Origin of the sequence: Nocardiopsis valliformis DSM 45023 (genome assembly GCF_000340985.1) — a bacterium.
GTDB lineage: Bacteria > Actinomycetota > Actinomycetes > Streptosporangiales > Streptosporangiaceae > Nocardiopsis > Nocardiopsis exhalans.
Map to the genome: position 1 here is coordinate 92,380 of NZ_ANAZ01000025.1, position 18,668 is coordinate 111,047.

The 18,668-nt window shown below is 70.5% G+C and carries 12 protein-coding genes; 5 read left to right on the forward strand and 7 right to left on the reverse strand.

Translation table 11 applies throughout. The annotated features are described in order from the left end of the window. Window positions 1-22: 22 nt before the first annotated feature. From D457_RS0122175 to D457_RS0122185, 3 genes are all read right to left on the reverse strand, one after another. The gene (locus D457_RS0122175) at window positions 23-1,189 is read right to left on the reverse strand and encodes a glycosyltransferase (RefSeq protein WP_026116901.1); all 1,167 of its coding nucleotides are present in this window, start codon (window positions 1,187-1,189) and stop codon (window positions 23-25) included. Window positions 1,190-1,475: 286 nt separating this feature from the next. Next, complete coding sequence (locus tag D457_RS0122180; RefSeq protein ID WP_026116902.1) at window positions 1,476-2,846, reverse strand: nucleotide sugar dehydrogenase; 1,371 nt, start codon at window positions 2,844-2,846, stop codon at window positions 1,476-1,478. Between the two features lie 112 nt (window positions 2,847-2,958). Then, window positions 2,959-4,740 (reverse strand): glycosyltransferase family 4 protein, encoded by a 1,782-nt coding sequence (locus tag D457_RS0122185; RefSeq protein WP_193374534.1) that lies wholly within the window; start codon window positions 4,738-4,740, stop codon window positions 2,959-2,961. Between the two features lie 265 nt (window positions 4,741-5,005). Here D457_RS0122185 and wecB point away from each other — a divergent pair, with 265 nt between their 5' ends. The 3 genes from wecB (at window position 5,006) to D457_RS0122200 (ending at window position 10,293) form a co-directional block, all read left to right on the forward strand. Further along, window positions 5,006-6,115, forward strand: coding sequence for a non-hydrolyzing UDP-N-acetylglucosamine 2-epimerase (gene wecB, locus D457_RS0122190; RefSeq protein WP_017582875.1), 1,110 nt, complete (start codon window positions 5,006-5,008; stop codon window positions 6,113-6,115). A 120-nt stretch (window positions 6,116-6,235) separates the two neighbouring features. Continuing rightward, the gene (locus D457_RS0122195; protein WP_017582876.1) at window positions 6,236-8,008 is read left to right on the forward strand and encodes a hypothetical protein; all 1,773 of its coding nucleotides are present in this window, start codon (window positions 6,236-6,238) and stop codon (window positions 8,006-8,008) included. A gap of 92 nt (window positions 8,009-8,100) precedes the next feature. After that, window positions 8,101-10,293, forward strand: a complete 2,193-nt coding sequence (locus tag D457_RS0122200; protein WP_017582877.1) for a glycosyltransferase — start codon at window positions 8,101-8,103, stop codon at window positions 10,291-10,293. Here the strand turns inward: D457_RS0122200 and D457_RS0122205 are convergent. The 3 genes from D457_RS0122205 to D457_RS0122215 all read right to left on the reverse strand — a co-directional run bounded on the left by D457_RS0122205 (window position 10,290) and on the right by D457_RS0122215 (window position 14,683). Continuing rightward, on the reverse strand, window positions 10,290-12,434 hold the full coding sequence (locus D457_RS0122205) for a SpoIIE family protein phosphatase (RefSeq protein ID WP_017582878.1): 2,145 nt from the start codon (window positions 12,432-12,434) through the stop codon (window positions 10,290-10,292). The two genes, D457_RS0122200 and D457_RS0122205, sit on opposite strands and share 4 nt — an antisense overlap. Window positions 12,435-12,665: 231 nt before the next feature. After that, on the reverse strand, window positions 12,666-13,949 hold the full coding sequence (locus D457_RS0122210) for a sensor histidine kinase (protein ID WP_017582879.1): 1,284 nt from the start codon (window positions 13,947-13,949) through the stop codon (window positions 12,666-12,668). Between the two features lie 65 nt (window positions 13,950-14,014). Then, a complete protein-coding gene (locus D457_RS0122215; RefSeq protein ID WP_017570862.1) occupies window positions 14,015-14,683 on the reverse strand; it encodes a response regulator transcription factor in 669 nt (222 codons plus the stop codon). 301 nt (window positions 14,684-14,984) lie between these two features. Here D457_RS0122215 and D457_RS0122220 point away from each other — a divergent pair, with 301 nt between their 5' ends. Together D457_RS0122220 and D457_RS0122225 are read left to right on the forward strand one after the other, a co-directional pair. After that, a complete protein-coding gene (locus D457_RS0122220; RefSeq protein ID WP_152514322.1) occupies window positions 14,985-15,599 on the forward strand; it encodes a hypothetical protein in 615 nt (204 codons plus the stop codon). Between the two features lie 164 nt (window positions 15,600-15,763). Next, on the forward strand, window positions 15,764-16,231 hold the full coding sequence (locus tag D457_RS0122225; protein WP_017582880.1) for a hypothetical protein: 468 nt from the start codon (window positions 15,764-15,766) through the stop codon (window positions 16,229-16,231). Between the two features lie 69 nt (window positions 16,232-16,300). Here the strand turns inward: D457_RS0122225 and D457_RS0122230 are convergent, their stop codons facing one another. Then, window positions 16,301-18,439 carry a bifunctional metallophosphatase/5'-nucleotidase gene (locus D457_RS0122230; RefSeq protein ID WP_026116904.1) on the reverse strand — a complete coding sequence of 713 codons (2,139 nt, stop codon included), beginning with the start codon at window positions 18,437-18,439 and terminating at the stop codon, window positions 16,301-16,303. Window positions 18,440-18,668 lie beyond the last annotated feature (229 nt).

An 18,668-nucleotide genomic window follows, 5' to 3' on the forward strand; every position in this document is an offset into this window, starting at 1 on the left:
TGAGCTGCTTCACGGCCCCGAGTTACTCGCTGAACGCGCTGCGTCTGCGTCCTCCCTGGCGGGGAGCGCGCGGGCGGGGGATCCTGGGTGCGGGGCTGTTGGCCTCGGCCACCCACTCCTCCAGCTTCTTCACGAACAGCCGCGCCTGCACCGGCCAGTGGAACGAGGTCTGCGCGATGTGGTGTCCGGTGCGGGCGTACTCGTGGCGCAGCGCCTCGTCGCGGCGCAGTTCCAGTACCGCCAAGGCGGCCGCCGCGGGGTCCTGGAAGGGCACCACTGTCCCGGCCGGGCCCTCCGGGCGCTTGGCGACCAGAGCCGCGGCCATCGGGTTCGGTGTGGTGACGACCGGCAGCCCGTGGGCCATGTACTCCACGACCTTGGTGGGAAGGGAGTGCCGGTAGTTGTCGGTGTCGTGCAGCAGGCTGATCCCGGCCAGCGCGCCCGCGGCCATACGCAGGGCCCGGTCGTTGGGCACGAAGCCGTACCAGTGCAGCGCGTTCTCCTGGTGGGCTTCGCGCAGCAGCGGACGGGTTTCGTGGTCGGCGCCGCCGATCACCTCCAGGCGAACCCCGTGGTCGCGCAGCTGGCGGCCCATCTCGATCAGGTCGTGGGCGCCCCGGGCCCTGGACAGCTGGCCCAGGTAGACGACCCGGTCGTCGCCCGGCGGGCGGAGTGGTACCTCGGGGACGTCGGTGGTGTTGGGCACCACCGGGTGGTCGCCCCTGAAACGCGGCCGGTACCCCTCTTCGGCGAGGATCAGGCGCATCCGGCGTTCGGCGCGGCGTTCGAAGCCGCGCACCACACTGCCGATCGGGCGGCGCAGCGGCTGTGGGACCCACGGCTTGGTGAGCAGTGCGGCGGGCGTGTCCTCGTGGACGTCCCACACCGTCACCGGGCGCTTGGCGGGCAGGGCCAGCAGCAGCTCCGGGTCGTGGAAGAGCAGGAGGTCGGCCTGCGGGGCCAGCTTGGCCAGTACGGCCCGGGCCGCCTGGATGGCGGACATCCGGTCGCGGCCGGAGGCACGGGGCACGTCCACGGCGCGCACCTGGTCCCAGGGGATCACCCCGCACTCCCGGAACGGAGCCACATAGGTCACAGTGTGTCCGGCGTCCACGAGCGCTCGGATCTGGCGGTGCAGGATCCGGGCGTCCTCGGGGTGGTGCACAATCGTGGCCACAAGCGCGTGCATCGAGATCACCTACGTGTGTCACCGTTTGGTATTACTGGTCCGTATTCGATGATCCGCTCTGAAGGCGCGGTATCAGCTGCACGACACGGTATTCACCTGCGGAAACACACTGAGGAAAGCCGAGTGGACACGGGGGGTGATTCGGGTGAACCTTCGGTTGGGCGACGGTGAACGCGCGAAGGCACGCCGCCGAACGCCGTCTGGCGTCCGGGTCGACGTGCCTTGTGTTCGGCCTTGTGCGCGGCTGTGCGGGGCCGCGCAGACCTGGCAGTCCCCGAAGCGGAGGCTAGAGGGTCTGCAAGCCTTCGCGCTGGACGTGGCGGCGGACCTGGGTCGGAATCTCGGCCACGGACTCGGACTCCGGCTCGGACCGGCGTAGGACGCCCCGGGTGTCCAGGAGCAGTCGCGCGTACTCGGTGAGCAGCTTGGGCCGGTAATCGCTGTGGTCGGTGAGCAGGATGGTCAGGTCGGCGTCGGCCATCGCCTGCTCCAGGTCGGTCGAGCGCGGGATGTCCACCCCGTCCACCTGCCAGGACTCCACGTGCGGGTCGTGGTAGGTGAGCGTGGCGCCCTTGGCAGCGAGCTTGCGGGCCACCGGGCGGGCGGGCGACTCACGCTGGTCGGCGATGTCGGCCTTGTACGTCACGCCCAGCAACAGGACCTTGGACCGCGAAAGGGCGAGCCCGGAGTCGTTGAGCAGCTCCTGGGCGCGCTGGGTCACATAGGCGGGCATCCGCCCGTTGATCTCCTGGGCCAGCTCGACGAACCGGAACGGGTAGCCGAGGGTCTTGACCTTGTAGGAGAGGTAGTTCGGGTCGATGGGGATGCAGTGACCGCCCACACCCGGACCGGGATAGAACGCCTGGAAACCGAACGGCTTGGTGGCCGCCGCCGCGATCGAGTCCCACAGGTCGATGCCCAGTTCCTGGCAGAACACGGCCATCTCGTTCACCAGGGCGATGTTGACGTGCCGGTAGGTGTTCTCCAGCAGCTTGGCCATCTCGGCCTCGCGGGTGCCGCGGGTGCGGACCACGGTGTTCACGAAGTGCTCGTAGAAGGCGGCGGCCGCCTCCCCGCACTCCTCGGTGAGCCCGCCGACCACCTTCGGGGTGTTGGCCACGCCGAAGGTCGCATTGCCCGGGTCGATGCGCTCGGGCGAGAAGGCCAGGTGGAAGTCGGCCCCGGCGACCAGACCGGACTCCTCCAGCAGCGGCCGCACGACCTCCTCGGTGGTGCCCGGGTAGGTGGTGGACTCCAGGATCACCAGGGTCCCCGGGGACAGGTGGGCGGCGATGGCCTTGGAAGCCGACGTGACCGCGCCCAGGTCCGGTCCGCCCTCGGGGGAGAGCGGGGTGGGCACGCAGATGACGATGGTGTGCGCCGTGGCCAGGCACGCCGGATCCGTGGTTGCGCTGAACCCCTGGTCCAGCATCGAGTTGACGTCATCGGAGGACAGGTCGTCGATGTGCGACACGGCTTTGTTGAGACCGTCGACCACTCGTGTGCTGACGTCGAAACCGGTCACCCTCAGTCCTGCTGAGACGGCCTCGGCCGCCAGAGGTAGACCGACGTAACCGAGGCCGAGGACGACGAGGTCGCTGGCCGAGCTAGAGCTCTGCTCGGGGACAGTGGTTGGGTTGGAGGCTGCGGCATCCACTTCGTGGTCACACTCGCATTCATTTCGTGAACGGGCGTAAATATTCGAGGTTTGCCGTGGGGCTGCCATTCGGAGTACTGGACGTCCGAGTCTAGGCAGACGTTGACCTCGGTTACGGATTCTGGCCTGGTCCGGACATTTTTCGAATAAGAACCCGATACGCCTGGTTGTAGCGGTATACGGCCTGGGTCCACGTTCGTTTGGCGCCGACACGCTCCTGACCTGCTCGGCCGTAGGACGTCCGCTTTTCATGACTGTAAGCGAGTTTTGTCAGCACATCAGCTAGACAGGCCGATTCGCCAGCCGGAATTAACTCACCAGACACCCCCGGTTCCACGATCTCTCGCAGTGCCGGGAGGTCACTCGCGACGACAGGAAGCCCACCGGCCATAGCCTCCACCGGTTTCAACGGCGTCACCAACCGACACACCCGTTCATCGAGCCGTGGGACGGCGAACACGTCCAGGGCGGCGTGGTGGTGCCGGACCCGGTCGGCGGGGACCCGCCCCGGGAAGTGCGCCGCACCGGCCAGCCCGAGCCGCTCGGCGCGATCGCGCAGCGTGGCCAGTTCCGGCCCGTCACCGACGATCAGCGCGTGCGCGGACTCGCCCTGCGCGCGCATGGACGCCACCGCGTCCAGGAGCACCTCCAGCCCCTCGTAACCGAAGCAGCTGGTGGTGGTGCCGACCACGAACTCCTCCCGGCCGATGCCCAGCCCCTCCCGAACCCCGCCCCCCGGGGGCAGCGGTTCCAGGAACGACGCCTCCACGGCGTTGGGCACCACCAGCAGTCGCTCCCGGGGCACCCCGCGTGCCTCGATGTCGGCGCGCATGGCTTCCCCGAGTGTCACCACGAGGTCGGCGGCGAGCATGCACTCGGTCTCGCTCGCGCGTTCGGCCCGGTAGAAGGCGTCGTCCACACTCCGGGAGGGGTCCCGGGACAGCCAGGACTCCTCCAGGAAACCCCGCACCTCGTAAACAACCGGGATGTCGTACCGGCGCCCCAGCTCCAGCGCCAGCCGCGCGTTGTGGTGGTTGCTCGCCGCGTGCAGCACGTCCGGGCGCAGCGCCTCCACCAGCTTCGACGCCAGCCGCAGCCCGGCTTCCAGCTCCTCGACGTGGTCCCTGGGCGCCGCCCAGGGCAGTAGCCGGTGATAGGGGATCCCGTCCACGCGCACCAGCGTGCGCGCGTCCAGCTTCCCCTTGGTCAGCGGATACCCGGCCCGGGTGGCCACGTGTACATCCATCCCGGCCTCACGCTGCGCGACCGCGATCTTGTGCGTGCGCTGGGTGTAGCCCGCGTTGGTGTGCGGCAACGCGTTGGTGACCAGGTGCAGGACTCGCACCCCCGCCCCGGGCCTGGCCGGATCCGAGGCCACCCGCTCCGAGGCCACCCGCCAAGTCCTGTCATCGTCCGCCCCGGGGGTCGTACCGGCCGCCTCACCGGCCGTCCGCGCCGGTCGCTGAGCGTTCACCGTGTCGTCAGGCCGCGTTGGCGCATCGCGGGTTAACGTGAACCCGTGACGGTCAGGCGAAACGGACGGGGACGCGGGGACGGCGCGCCCCGTGGCCAGGGCCGTCCGGTGCTCCGCCGTAGTCCGATGCGGCCCCGGCGGGATGCGTTCGACCAGTTCACGCGCGGTGTCTGCGTCCCCGGCAGCCAGAGCCGCCGCGACCAGGCGCCCCACCTTGCGGGGCGAGGCGCCACCGGCCGCGGACAGCAGCACCCCGCGTGCCTCCTCGCGTCGCCCCTGGTCCCACAGGGCGTAGGCGCGCGGCAGGGCACCCGAGCGGGCCGCCACGGTGCGGGCCGCACCCCGTACGGGGCCGGGCAGCAGCCGGGGCGCCAGCAGCGGCAGGCGAGCGGGATCGGAGCGCAGATGGTGCCAGGCCAGGGACGCGGTGAAGGTCACCGCCCTCGGCCACAGGACACGCGGACGCGGAACACGGGGTTCGGGAATCTGGGAGTCATCCACGGTCAGTCACACAACCACGTGGACGTGGCCAGGTGGTGACACCACGGCGACACGGACGGAACGGCTGGGGCAAGGAACTCCGTCACCTGACCCGCGTGCCGCATGACCGACCCCGACCCGCCCAGCCGTCATCCGACTTACACCAGCACAGCAGTCACCCCACCAGAAGCAGAAGGAAGCAGCCGTGGCAACGAGTGCCCCTCTTGGCAGCCAGGACACCGGGATCGTCCACGTGGTCGGGGCCCGCCCCAACTTCGTGAAGGCCGCGCCGGTCGTGGCCGCCCTGCGCGGGCGGGGCGCGCACCAGACGGTCCTGCACACCGGTCAGCACTACGACGACCGCATGTCCGCCGTCTTCTTCCGCGACCTCGGCCTGCCCACCCCCGACGTCGACCTCGGCGTCGGCTCGGGCTCGCACGCCGCTCAGACTGCCGCCCTCATGGTCGGTCTGGAGAAGGAGTTCACCGCCAACACCCCCGGCATGGTCGTGGTCTACGGCGACGTGAACTCCACCATCGCCGCCGCTCTGGTCGCCGCCAAGCTCGGCATCCCCGTCGCGCACGTCGAGGCGGGCCTGCGCTCCTTCGACAACACCATGCCGGAGGAGGTCAACCGGCGCGTCACCGACCAGCTCAGCGACGTGCTGTTCGCGACCAGCCCCGAGGCCGTCGGTCACCTGGCCGCGGAGGGCGTCTCCCCGGACCGCGTCCACCTCGTCGGCAACCCGATGATCGACACCCTCCTGGGCAACCTCGACCGCTTCGACGCCGACGCCCTGCGCGCCCGCCTCGACCTGCCGGAACGCTACGTGGCGGCCACCCTGCACCGGCCCGCGAACGTCGACGACCCCGCCAACGTCGCCCGCCTCACCGAGCGCCTGCACGAGATCGCCGACCTCACCGACGTCGTCATGCCCGTGCACCCGCGCGGCAAGGCCGCCTTCGACGCCGCCGGACTGGGGGACCACCCGAGGGTGCGTCTGCTCGAACCGCTCGGTTACCTCGACTTCGTCGCGCTCACCCGCGGCGCCGCCGCCGTGGTCACCGACTCCGGCGGCGTCCAGGAGGAGACCACCATCCTCGGGGTCCCCTGCCTTACCCTGCGCCCCAACACCGAACGCCCGGTCACCATCACCCACGGCACTAACCAGCTGGTTACCGAGGCCGACCTCCTGCCGACCCTCACCAAGGTCCTGGACGGCCACACCGGAGAGCGGATCGGCGACGTACCGCCGCTGTGGGACGGCCGTTCCGGGGAGCGTATCGCCTCCGTCCTCACCCAGTGGTCCCGGTGACCGGAATGGTCGAGGTCCCGAACCCCATCCGCACGGGCGCCCCCGGGCACCTGGACCGACCGACGGGCACAGCGGTGCCCCGACCCGAGGTTTTTCGAACCGAGCACAAGGTGGCAGACCGTGAAACGGCGTGAACAGAGCCAGACCGAACAGCTTCGGCAAGCCCTTGCCGAGCGCGAGGCCCAGCTCCAGGAAGCCCAGGCCCGCCTGGCCTCGCTCGAGGGCTCCACATCACTCCAGGTGGGCCGGGCGCTCACCGCCGCGGCCAAGCGCCCCGGCCGCTCTCTGGTCAAGCTCCCGCGCGACCTCTACCGGCTCTGGCGGCGCAGCGGCAGCACCAACCACACCGCACGCCGCCGGGTCGAACCCGTCCGCTCCTTCGACGCCGAACGCCAGGAGGCCCGCCTCCTCACCGGGCTCAGCGGCGGTCGTGAGGACCTGCTGGTCGTCGCCACCGTCCTCGGCCCGGCCGTGGAGAAGGCCGTCGACCCCTACCTGCGCTCGGTGCCGCTGCGCCCGCACGACGCCCAGATCGTCATGGACGCCGTCGACGTCGACCTGCTCCTGGTGTCCTCCTCGGCGGCCGCGCCCGGGTCACCCTGGGCGCACGCGGGCGACCCCGCCGCCGTCGACCGCACCCGCGCTCTGCACTGGGTCCTGGAGTCCGCGGCCGCCCGCGGCATTCCCACGGTCCTGCTCGACGACGCGCCCGCCCCGCCCGCCCTGCGCCAGCTCGGCTTCGACCGCGTACACAAGGGTGACGCCGGGGTGCCGCTGCACCTGTACAACCCCGTTGCCGCCGAACTCGTCTCCGGGCCCGAGGCGGTCTTCGTGCGCACCGCACCCGACCAACCGGTCCCCGACGTCCTCCAGGACCTCGGCGTGGGCGTGGTCGACGCCGACTCCCCGGGGCTGCCCGACGCCCTGCGCGCCGCCAACGTCGCCGTGATCCCCGAGTCCGGCCACGGCAACCTGCGCCTGCGCCGCCGGGCCTGGGCCTGCGGCACCCGGGTCATCACGCACCCGGCCGTGCCCCTGCCCGACAGCGAGGACCTCGCCGTCAGCGTGCCCCGGCTGCGCGCGGAACAGCCCACCCCCCGCGAGGTGCGCGCCATGCTCCGGCAGGTGTTCCTCGACGAGGCCGCCCCGGTCCGCCTGGCCGCGCTCCTGCACGGCCTCGACTTCGCGGCGGGCACCCCCGGCACCGAACTCCCGCTGAGCGGCCGCGGCGTCGCGGTCCTGGCCGACCCGGCCTCCGAGGCCGACGCCGAACGCCTGGCCGAGGACCTTCTGGGTTCCCGGCTGCGCCCAGCCGAACTGGTCGTGCCCGACACCGCCGCCCGGATGCCCGGTGTCCAGCGCCTGCGCGCCGAGGGGCTGACCGTGCGCACGGTCCGCTCCACCGCGCCCGACACCCCGGAGGAACTCACCCGGGACCAGACCTGTTCCCAGGTGGGCGGCTTCCCGCCGCAGCACTGGGCGGCCCTGGCCGAACGCGCCACTTCGCCCTGGTCACACCTGTGGACTGGGCCGGTCGGCCGCCACCGGCTCGCCGACCTCGCCTGCGCCGCCGAGTGCTCGGATGCCGACGCCGTCGGCACCCCGGACACCCCCGAAGGCGCGGACAGCGCGGCGACCGGCGGCGCGGCAGTGGCCGGGGCGGGGGAGCGGGGCTTCTTCGACCGCGACACGGGGGGACGGCAGTATGTCTTCGTCACCTCGGTCACCCCTGAACTCGCCCGCACCGAGCTGCTGCGGCGCGGCTGGCCCCCGGCGGAGTGGAACCGGCGCGGCACTCGCCTGCTGGCCCTGGGCCCCGACCACGGGACCGGGGCCGACGGCGACAACGAGGGCCCCACCCACGCCGACGCCTCGACGGGTGCGGTCGGGTGAACAGCCATCCGTCGCCCTCCCGAAAGTCCTCCGTGGGCCACCCATCAGCATCCGAAGGGAAGAACGTGAGCACACCTCCTCCGCGCGCACTCTTGTACGGGGACGTGGACCTGAACATCATTGACGGCTCGGCGATCTGGGCGCAGTCGATGGCGCAGGCCCTGGCCGCGGCCGGATGCGAGGTCACCCTGCTGCTCAAGGCTCAGGTGCGCACCGACCGGCTCACGGCGCCCCTTACCGAGACCCCCGGGGTTCGGCTGGTCCGTCCCTACGAGGAGAAGATGCTGTCCGACCTCGGTCCGCGAGGGCTCACGCCCGAGCAGGCCGTGGAGCTCATGGGCAGGCTGCACGCCCGCAAACCCTTCGACCTCGTGGTCGTGCGGGGCCGCCGCCTGGCCGGACTGGCTGCCCAGGAGGAGGCCCTGGCCGGACGCTTGTGGACCTACCTCACCGACTTCCCGCACAGCGTCGGCGAACTCACCGCCACGGCCACCGCCGAACTCACCGACATCGCTCTGGCCTCCCGGTTCGTGCTCTGCCAGACCGAGGAGCTGCGCGCGTTCCTGGAGTCGACGGTGCCCGCCGCCTGCGGCCGTTCGGTGCTCTTCCCGCCGGTCGCCGCGGTGCCCGAGGGCGTCGCCGCCGACGGCCAGACCCACGCCCGCACTCGGCTGGCTTACACCGGAAAGTTCGCGCCCCGCTGGAACACCCTGGAGATGACCGGGCTCCCCGAGGAGCTCTCCCGCCTTGGAGTCGACTCCGAACTAGTGATGATCGGCGACAAGATCCACGCCGAACCCGCCGACTGGGCCAAGCGCATGCGCAAGGCCCTGGAGAGCACCCCGAACGTGGACTGGCGCGGCGGTATGGCCCGGGCCGACGCGCTCCGCCAGTCCGCCGAATGCGACTTCGGACTGTCCTGGCGCGACCCCGACATGGACGCCAGCCTGGAGCTGTCCACCAAGGTCCTGGAACTGGGCGCCCTTGGCCTGCCGGTGGTGCTCAACCGCACCCCGATGCATGAGGCGCTGCTCGGCGCGGACTACCCGCTCTTCGCCGGTGAGGACACTGCCTCGGTGGCCGCGGTGATCGCCCGCGCCTACCACGACCGCGCCGTGTACGCAGAGGCCGCCGAGCGCTGCCGGGCAGCCGCGGCCGAGCACACCCTGGAGCGGGCCGCCGAACGCCTGCGCGGCTACCTGGCCGAGACGATCCCGGCCGCCCCCGCGGGCGCCGACCCCGAACGACCGCTCAAGGTGGTCATCGCCGGCCACGACCTCAAGTTCTTCACCCGCCTGGCCGAGTACCTGGACTCCCTGCCCGGCCTCGACGTGCGCATCGACGAGTGGGAGGGGCTGAGCACCCACGACCAGTACCGGTCCCGGGAACTCGCCGGCTGGGCCGACGTCGTCATCTGCGAGTGGTGCGGGCCCAACGCCCTGTTCTACGCCAAGTGGAAGCGCCCCGACCAGCGGCTGATCGTCCGCCTGCACCGCTTCGAGCTGTACGCCGAGTGGCCGCGCCGACTGGACATCGGCAAGGTCGACGCGGTGGTGTGCGTGAGCCCGCACTACGCCGACCTCACCCGCGAACTGACCGGCTGGCCCGCCGACAAGGTCGTGGTCCTGCCCAACTGGGTGGACGACCGCCAACTCGACCGGCCCAAGCTCGCCGGGGCCGAGTACTCGCTGGGCATGATCGGCATCGCGCCTTCGCGCAAACGTCTGGACCGCGGCCTGGACGTGCTCTCGGAACTGCGCCGGATGGACCCGCGCTACACGCTGTCGGTCAAGACTAAACAGCCGTGGGAGTACTGGTGGATCTGGAACCGACCCGAGGAGCGCGCCTACTTCGAGCGGGTCTACCGGCGCATCCAGCGTGACGAACAGCTGGCCTCCGGGGTAATCTTCGACGGCTTCGGCCCGGATGTGGCCACCTGGCTGCGCCGGGTGGGGTTCGTCCTCTCCACCAGCGACGACGAGTCCTTCCACCTGGCACCTGCCGAGTGTGCGGCATCCGGCGGCGTCCCCGCGCTGCTGCCGTGGCCCGGGTCGGACACCATCTACGACCCGCACTGGATCCACGACGACCCGGTCGTGATGGCCGAGGCGATCCACGCCACGGTCTCGGAGGGTCGGTTTACTGAGGAGAGCGATCGGGCCCGCGCCGAGGTGACCTCGGTGTACGGCCTGGAGCGGGTGCGCGGCCTGTGGAGCGACCTGGTGGTCCGAGGCGAGGTTCCGGCCGGGCAGGGTTCTACCGCTCACGCCGGTGCTGGGGGTTAGCGGCTGTCCCGGGGCGGCGTCCGTGGACGCGCGGGAGCCGCCTCCCAGGTCTCGGTGCGCAGCACCATGAGCGCGATGTCGTCGCGGCGGTGCGTTTCTGAGAGCGCTGCCCGGGTCAACTCGTCGACGACCTCGTCGATCGGTCTGCGGGACGCCTCTGCGAGCCGGTCGGCGAGGTCTTGCTGGGCCCTCTCCAGGTCCACACCGGGGCTTTCGACCAGCCCGTCGGTGTACAGCGCCAGCGTGGCCCCCGGGTGGAGGGTGAACTCGCTCTCGGAGTAGTCGGCCTCCGCGTCGACGCCGAGCAGGAGGCCGTCCGGAGCGGGCAGGACACGCCCCCCGGACTCATCGGCCAGGATCGGGGAGGGGTGACCGGCATTGGCCATGCTTACCCTGCCCGTCGCGGGATCCAGGCACAGGTAGAGGCAGGAGGCGAACAGTTCCGACTCCATCAGGCACAGGAGCTGGTTCACCCGCCGCAGCACAGCGCCGGGCCCCTCGTCCGAAGTCGTGGCATAGGCCAGCAGGGCGGTGCGGAGCTGCCCCATGAGCGCCGCGGCCGAGACGTTGTGTCCCTGGACGTCGCCGATGGCCGCGCCCGCGTTCCCACCCAGGGGTATGAGGTCGTAGAAGTCGCCGCCGATGTCCATACCGTCGGTCCCGGGCAGGTACCGGGTCGCCACGGAGAGTCCGCGCACTTGTGGGGTCCACCGGGGGAGCAGCGCGTCCTGGAGCCCGTGTGCCAGGCCGAGCTTGAAGTCGTACAGGCGGGCCCGCTCCAGTGCCTGGGCGATCAGGCCGCCCAGCGCGGTGAGGACGCCCCTCTCCTGCACGGAGAACGTGTGCTGGTCGGTGAAGGCGAGCACACACGTGCCGGTCGTCCGACCCGAGGCGACCAGCGGGAGGAAGGCCCAGCCTTCCAGGCCGTCCTGGATATGGACGCCCGGGTCGGGGTAGGCGGAGCGGAGGTTGCCAGCGGACCGGAAGAAGCCCGGCACCCCCGTGACGGTGGTCCGCGCGACGGGGGCGCGGGTACGGGAGGTGCTCTCGTTCAGGAGCTCCAGGAAGTCCGGGTCGAACCCTTGCTGTCCGAGCAGGAGCAGCCGCTGGCGCCGCTGGTCGTGCCCGAACAGGGCCAGGGCCGAGGCGCCGAAGGTCGGCATGATCTCTTCGGCGACGATCCGTACCACGTCGGTCACACCGACGGCCTCCGTGAGCGCCGAGGCCAAGTGCAGCACGTGGTAGAGGAAGCCCGTCCTGGTAGGGGAGCGGGGCGCGTCCTCCCCGCTCTCCGTCCCGGCGTCCGTCCAGTCGACCTCCGTCGGGGTGATGACGACGGTGACCCCCGTGTCGTCGGGGTACAGACGGAAGGAAAGCCAGCGGTCCGGGGGGTGCAGCGCCACGAAGTGCGAGGGCACCCGGCTGAACACGGTCGCCCGGTAGCGGTCCTCGTAGGCGGGGTCGTTCAGCCACGGCAGCGCGGCCCACGGAGTCCGTCCCACCAGTGCCCCGCTCGGCGCCTCCATGAGCTCGGAGGCGGTCTCCGAGACCACGGTGAAGCGCCCGTTGGTATCGAGCGCGCAAAGCCCCTGGGGTAGGCGTTCCACCATCTCGGTGAAACCGGCTACGGGAGTGCGGGAGCTGTGCGGCGGGTCCGGGATGAGCGGGGTTTTCGGGGGAACGATCGGGGCCCCCAGCTCGCGGGAGCGTTCCAGCACCCTCGCGAGTTCCCGGGCGGCGCCGTCCAACTCGCGCACCCCCTCCTCGGGGACCTCCGGGGTCTGCCTGGAACGCCCGATGACGAACAGCGCGCCGTGGACCGCGTCCCGGTCACCGATCGGGTAGGAGCCGATCGAGACGTCGTAGGGCAGTACCAGCGCGATCCTCGGGTAGCTGCGGGCGACGCCGGCACTGTCGGGAACCCAGATCAGGCCGTTCGTGCGGATCGCGTCGGTTACGGGCAGAGCCGTGTCGGGGCTGACCGTGTACCAGGCGTGCAGGAGGTCGGGCGGCATGCCGACGAGGACGGCCATGCGCAGCGCGGAGGACTCCGGGTCCCAGAGGTAGACACCACCGGCATGCGCCTCCACGGCAGCCATCGCGCGGCGCAGGCCGTCGATCAGGTCGCTAGGACCCGGCAACGGGCCAACGGGCTCAGATCCAGACATACGTCCCCCTGGATGCGGGTGTCCCCGGGAGTGTTCCGCGGATGCTCTCGCTGGTGTCGGCGTAACACGCTCTGAACCCGAAGATACGCACTCCGGCCTCCGCCGCGGGTCAAGTGCGTGTCAGGCCTGTGCGGTCCGCGAGGGGAAGCCCCGGCACGGGCCGTGCGGTCGGGCCGGTGGCCCGGCGAACGCCTCGGCGTAAACCTAGACCGGTCCGGTCATTTTCGACAGCCCGCCCGCTCCGGCGGGTAGGAACAGGGCGAAAGTGGTCGGCCTGGTCTGCACGAGCTCGACGCGGGCGCCCTCGGACTCGGCGATGTGGCGGGCCAGGGCCAGCCCCAGGCCGGTGCCGCCTCCCCCGCTGACCTCGCGCTCGAAGATCCGCCCGGACAGGTGCTCGGGGACGCCCTCGCCCTCGTCGCTGACCTCTATGCGCACGGACTGGCCCGTGTCGAGGCGGCGAATGGTCACGGTCCCCGCGCCGTGCTTGTAGGCGTTCTCCACCAGGGTGGCCAGTATCTGGGCGAGGTCGGTGGGAACGGTCATGGCGGTCAGTCCTGGGTCGCCGGTCACCAGGAGCCTGCGCTGTTCCTGGTGGAAGACCGGGGACCACTCCTCCTGGAGGTGGTTGAGGACCGGGTCGAGCTCCACCGGCTCCACCTCCGGGTTCTGGCTCTTGCGGGCGCGGCCGAGCAGGCTTTCGACGGTCTCGACGAGCCGTTCGGTCTGGGCCAGGGCCGCCTCGCCCTCCTCACGGACCACCTCGGGGTTGTTGGCTTCGGCGATGATCTCCTCCAACCGCATGGTGAGCGCGGTCAGCGGGGTGCGCAGCTGGTGTGAGGCGTCGGTGGCGAAGTGGCGTTCGGTGGCGATGAGGCCGGCGATGCGTTCGGCGCTGCGGTCCAGCACCTCGGCGACGCGGTCGGCCTCCGGGATGCCGTAGCGATGGCCCCACGGTGTGGTCACCCCGGAACCGAGGCGTTCGGCGGTGGCCGCAAGGTCCACCAGCGGCAGGGTGAGTCTGCGGGCCTGGAACATCGATAGACCCACGGCGACCCCGATCGCGAGCAGGGACAGCGAGGCGATCCCCAGCCAGGCCCGGACCACGCTCTCCTGCACGTCCTCGCTGCTGCTCCACACCTCAACCCGGGTGAGATCGCTGGTGGTGATGGACGCTTTGATCAGCGGCGGGGAGTCCGCGGACTCCGGGTTCAGGGCAGGGTCGCCCGCGGTCACCGCCGGCCCGTCCGCGGGCGTGATGAGCACGAACCGGTCCGGGTGCTCCCGGTCGAACCCCGCCAGGTCGATCTCACCGTGGCGCTCGAGCATGTTGTCGCTCTCGACACCGATCAGCTCGGCTTCGCCCTCAAGCTGCCGACTGGCCTCGTCGTGCACCAGTTTGTAGGTGAGCGCACCCAGGGGCAGCCCGAGCAGCATGACGGCGATGACGGTCACCACCAGGGTGGAGAAAACCATCCGCCTGCGCATGTCACCTCACGTCCGTCCGACCCCCGGGGCGGTCGACCGGCAAGCGCGTCGAACCCAAGGTCGTGTCAGTCTCGTTCGAACCGGAACCCAACGCCCCGGACGGTCGTGATGTAGGAAGGCTGGTTGGCGTCGTCCCCCAGCTTGCGGCGCAGCCACGAGATGTGCATGTCCAGGGTCTTGGTCGACCCCCACCAGTTGGTGTCCCACACCTCCCGCATGATCTGTTCCCTGGTGACCACCTTTCCCGCGTCGCGTACGAGCACGCGCAGCAGGTCGAACTCCTTGGTGGTCAGCTGGAGTTCGCGCTCGCCTAGCCAGGCACGGCGCGAGTCGTTGTCGATCCGGACCCCGTGGACCACCGGGACCTCGGCCCCGCCGCGGCGCAGGAGCGCACGGACGCGGGCCAGGAGCTCGGCGAGTCTGAAGGGTTTGGTCACGTAGTCGTCGGCACCGGCGTCGAGGCCGACGACAGTGTCGACCTCGTCCGCTCGGGCGGTCAGGATCAGGATCGGCGTTCCGTGACCCTCGGCGCGGAGCCGACGTGCCACCTCAAGGCCATCCATTTCGGGGAGTCCGAGATCCAGGACCATGAGGTCGATGTCTCCCGCACGGGCGCGGTCGAGTGTCTCAATGCCGTTGACGGTCACGTCTACCGTGTAACCCTCGCGTCGGAGTGCGCGCGCGAGAGGCTCGGAGATCGAGACATCGTCTTCGGCCAGCAAAACGCAGGTCATGGAGCCGATCGTAGGTCCAGGGTGGCGCATTTCCCTATTATGCGCGCCGGATGGCCCAAGGTTGGCCGAAAATACGCTAATCACATACCGGTCAAATGGTGTAAATAGCCACCATGGGCCTTTTCTTTGCACGTTCTTGGTGAAACTGGGAAGCTGGAACGTGAGGGTGTGAGAGTACCCCTCAGACGAACCTTCCCGGAGACAGAGGAGCTCGCACGTGAACCCCAACCCCCCGCCCTACGGCGGAGGCGAATTCGGCTTTCCCGCGCCGGGACCTCCGCCGGAACCTCCACTGGGATCCGTGCCCGGTGGCAGGTACGGGACCGGGATGGTTGCGGTGCTCGCCGTCATCGCGGTGTTGGCCGGTGCCTCGTTCCTCGGTGGCGGCCTTGCGCTCGGGGGTGTGGTCGCTGGCCGGTTCGCGGCCGACCAGGAGCCCGAACCGGAACCCTCGCCCACCGAGGCCCCTTCTCCGTCTCCCTCGCCCGAGGGTTTCCCGAGCCCGACCGAGGACCCCTTCCCCAGCCCCGATCCCACCGAGGAGCCGACCGAACTCCCCACGCAGGAGCCCGAGGACCTGCTGTCCGCGGAGGAAGTGGTGGCTGAGCTGAGAGGTGACTACGACCTCAACGCGGGCATCGACATCACCGGTGACCTGTGCGACGGCGACGATGACGTCTTCGTCTGCACCAGCGCCGTGGACACCAACCTCGCCCGGATCATCGCCTTCGACAACATGTTCACGGCCACCATCGTGGTCGCGGGCCTGCGGTCCCAGGTGGCGGAGGACGACAACGAGATGGTGGACGTCCAGGAGGCCTGCCACATCGTACTCATCTGGTTCGAGGGCGGCTCCATGGACCAGTCCGAGCGCGACGACATGGCCGCGGACACCGAGGCCCTCACCGGGTGCTGACGGGCCTCCTGGTCACATGCCGAGTCATTGCGTGCCCATTCTGTTGCTCTGAGTGACAATGGGGGTGTTGGTGGTGGTTGACGGGTCTCGGGACCCCGGCCCCCACCCGACCTATCCCTACATCTCGGACCCCGAACCCGGTCCGGGGCACACGAGGAGTGCTGATGGCCAGGCGCGACGACACGGCTGGGAAACGACACGGATCCAAGGACCGGCGGCGTGCGGGCGTGCGGTTGGGCACCCTGGCCGCGCTGGTGGTGCTTCTTCCGGTGGCCTTCGCGGCACCGGCCGCCGGAGCGGCCGAGTACGCCGTGGCCGAGAGGGCCGAGAGGGTTGAGGGGCAGCGTGCCGGGGTCGCCGGTCTCTCACACCGCCACTACTACTCCACCTGGCGCGACGCGCGGACCTACTGGTCGCAGGAGAGCCGGTACCCCACTGGCGGCTGGCTGTGGGCCGGACGCCACTACTACTTCTGCCAGGTGGAGGGGGAGCCCCACTCCGACGGCGAAGGCTACTCGACCTGGTGGGCGCTGACCGACGACCACACCGGCAATCAGGACGTCTTCGTCAGCGCTACGGCCTTCCGCGGGCACGAGCCCTGGCAGCCGATCGAGGGTTTGCCGCGCTGCTGAGACACAGCGAAGCGGGCCCGTCCGAGGTGTGCTCGGACGGGCCCGCCGTGTTCGGTCAGGCCTGCGGACCTAGCTGTCGAGCTCGCCGACGTCCGTGGCCGACTTGCGCTTGCGGCTCAGGTAGAGCGCGCTGCCGCCGGCGCCCGTGGCGACCACCGCGGCGATGATCAGACCGGCCAGGGCACCACCGGTCACCGGCAGGGAACCGGCCTTGTCGTCCTTGCCGTCACCCTTGCCGTCGGAGCCGCCCGGCTTCTTGTCATCCGGGTCGCCGGTGGGCTTGTCGGTGGGCTTGTCGGTCGGGTCGGGTGTACCGCCGCCGCCGTTGTCGTCATCGTCGTCACCGCCGCCGTTACCGGGGGGCGTGGTGGCTTCCTCACCGATCACGATGCGGCCGGAGCCGCCCTCGGGATAGTCGGCGGCGGTGATCTGACCCGTCAGGGCTTCGGTGACGAAGTGCTCCAGAGCGCCCTGGTAGGTCGTGCCCACCACGGTGAAGTCGGCGTCCCGGAACGGGTACATGTCGCCACCGCGGGCGGAGAAGTCGTTGGTCGCGATCGTGATCGCGTCACCGTCCACGACCTCGCCATCCTCGACGAGCACAGTGCCGTCGTGCAGGATCGCGTGCCGCACACGCTCACCGGGGGTGGCCACCTCGCCGTCCTCGGTGACCACCTGGGCGGTCCGCTCGGGGTCGTAGGCGAAGTTGACCCCGGCGACCTGCATGAAGCCGCCGTCGGCGGCGGGCGTGGCGGCCACACCGCGCTCCAGGAGCTCCTTGACCTGGCTACGCGGGATGCCCGGGACCACGGCCACCTGGTTGGCGAACGGGGCGATCGAGTAGGTGTCCAGCGCCGACAGCGGACCGGCCGGGATCACGGAGTCGTTGCGGATGCCTCCGCCGTTCTGGATGCCTATCTGCGGCTCGGCGACACCGTACTCCTCGGCGTTGCGCTTACCGGCGTCGAGCAGGGAGTCCGCCATCAGGTTGCCCAGGTTGGTCTCCTGGGTGCGCACCCCCGGGTCCCGGCCGCCGTCCAGGGCCACCTCGCTCTGCGCGATCTCGGTGTTGCCGAGCTCCTTCACGTAGTCGGCGACCGGCTTGGTCACCTGCGCCTCGACCTCGGGGTGCGGCTCGACGGCGTCGTCACCGGTGCCGGAGACCCGGACCGGGCCGGAGCGGTCGCCGACCGAGGCCAGGTCACCGTTCGCGTCGAAGTTGAGGACCAGGCGGCCGACGTACTTGTAGTCGGAGCCCGCGGTCACGATGGGCACCTCAGCGCCCTCGGCATCGTCCACCCACAGCGGGTAGGACAGCGGTGCGCCGGTACCCGGGTGGACGGTCACCTCGTCACCGGGGACCAGGGCGTCCTCCGGGTTGGCCATCACCTCGTGGCCACCGCCGGAGACCACGGCGTCGACTCCGGTCAGTTCCCGGGCGACCCGCTCCTCGTAGGTGATGTTCTGCAGGTGGGAGATCATGATGATCTTGTCGACCCCGTCGGCGGCCAGCCGGTCCACCTCGGCCTGGACCGGGCCGACGACCTCGTCCAGCACGACGTTGCGCGGGCTCGAGATGGTGGCGAGCGCCGGGTAGAGCGCGCCGACGATACCGACCTGCACATCGTTCTCGACCTCGACGACCGTGCTCGGGGCGATCCGGCCCGCGGCCTCCAGCGCCGCCAGCTCGGGCTCACCGGACACGTCCACGTTGGCGGCGACGAACGGGACGTCTTCGGGCACCGCACTGATGAATTCGGCGTAGAACTCGGGGCCGAAGTCGAACTCGTGGTTGCCCATGGAGATCGCGTCGTAGCCCGCGTAGGAGGTGGCGATCGCGTCGTAGAAGGGTGCGCCGTCCTCCAGCGAGGCGGAGAGCTCCGGGCCGGGCAGGTACATGTCACCGGAGTTGACGGCGACCACACCGCGGTTGTCGGACTCGTCGTCACCGGCGCCGGTGCCCGCGGCCTCGTCGTCACGCAACTGGTTGATCAGCGTCGTGTAGCGCGCGGCTCCGCCGAATTCCGGATCGGCGGAGGCGTGCAGGAGGGCGGACTCGGGGTCGTTCCCGTGCAGGAGGGTGAGAGTGAAGGCCGCGTCGCCGTCGGGGGTGTCCATGGGCGCGGAGGCGCTGGCCGTCGGCGCGAAGGGCACCACCAGCGCGCTTGTCAGGATCAATGCGCCAGATGTGCGCACGAGTCTGGACATGTCTGCTGTGACTCCTTTGGGGGATCGTGCGGGGTTTCCGCTCTGAGGCGGGAGGGGCCAGAGTTTGTTCACCCTAGATGGGGACAGGTGTTGGAGCACGGGCCTGGGGGTTACGATTTGCAGAATCTCCCGTGTGCAGGCAGTTTTCCAACTTCCGCGTGTCGCCGAAGGTTACGGTGTGCGTATTTCGGTCGCCCTGAGTGATGATTTTTGGTCTGCGCGCCGGCCG

Bases quoted from the DNA above. Each gene is read 5' to 3' on its own strand.
- D457_RS0122175 (WP_026116901.1), bottom strand. From the start codon at position 1,189: ATGCACGCGCTTGTGGCCACGATTGTGCACCACCCCGAGGACGCCCGG.
- D457_RS0122210 (WP_017582879.1), bottom strand. From the start codon at position 13,949: ATGCGCAGGCGGATGGTTTTCTCCACCCTGGTGGTGACCGTCATCGCC.
- D457_RS0122215 (WP_017570862.1), bottom strand. From the start codon at position 14,683: ATGACCTGCGTTTTGCTGGCCGAAGACGATGTCTCGATCTCCGAGCCT.
- D457_RS0122225 (WP_017582880.1), top strand. From the start codon at position 15,764: ATGGCCAGGCGCGACGACACGGCTGGGAAACGACACGGATCCAAGGAC.
- D457_RS0122230 (WP_026116904.1), bottom strand. From the start codon at position 18,439: ATGTCCAGACTCGTGCGCACATCTGGCGCATTGATCCTGACAAGCGCG.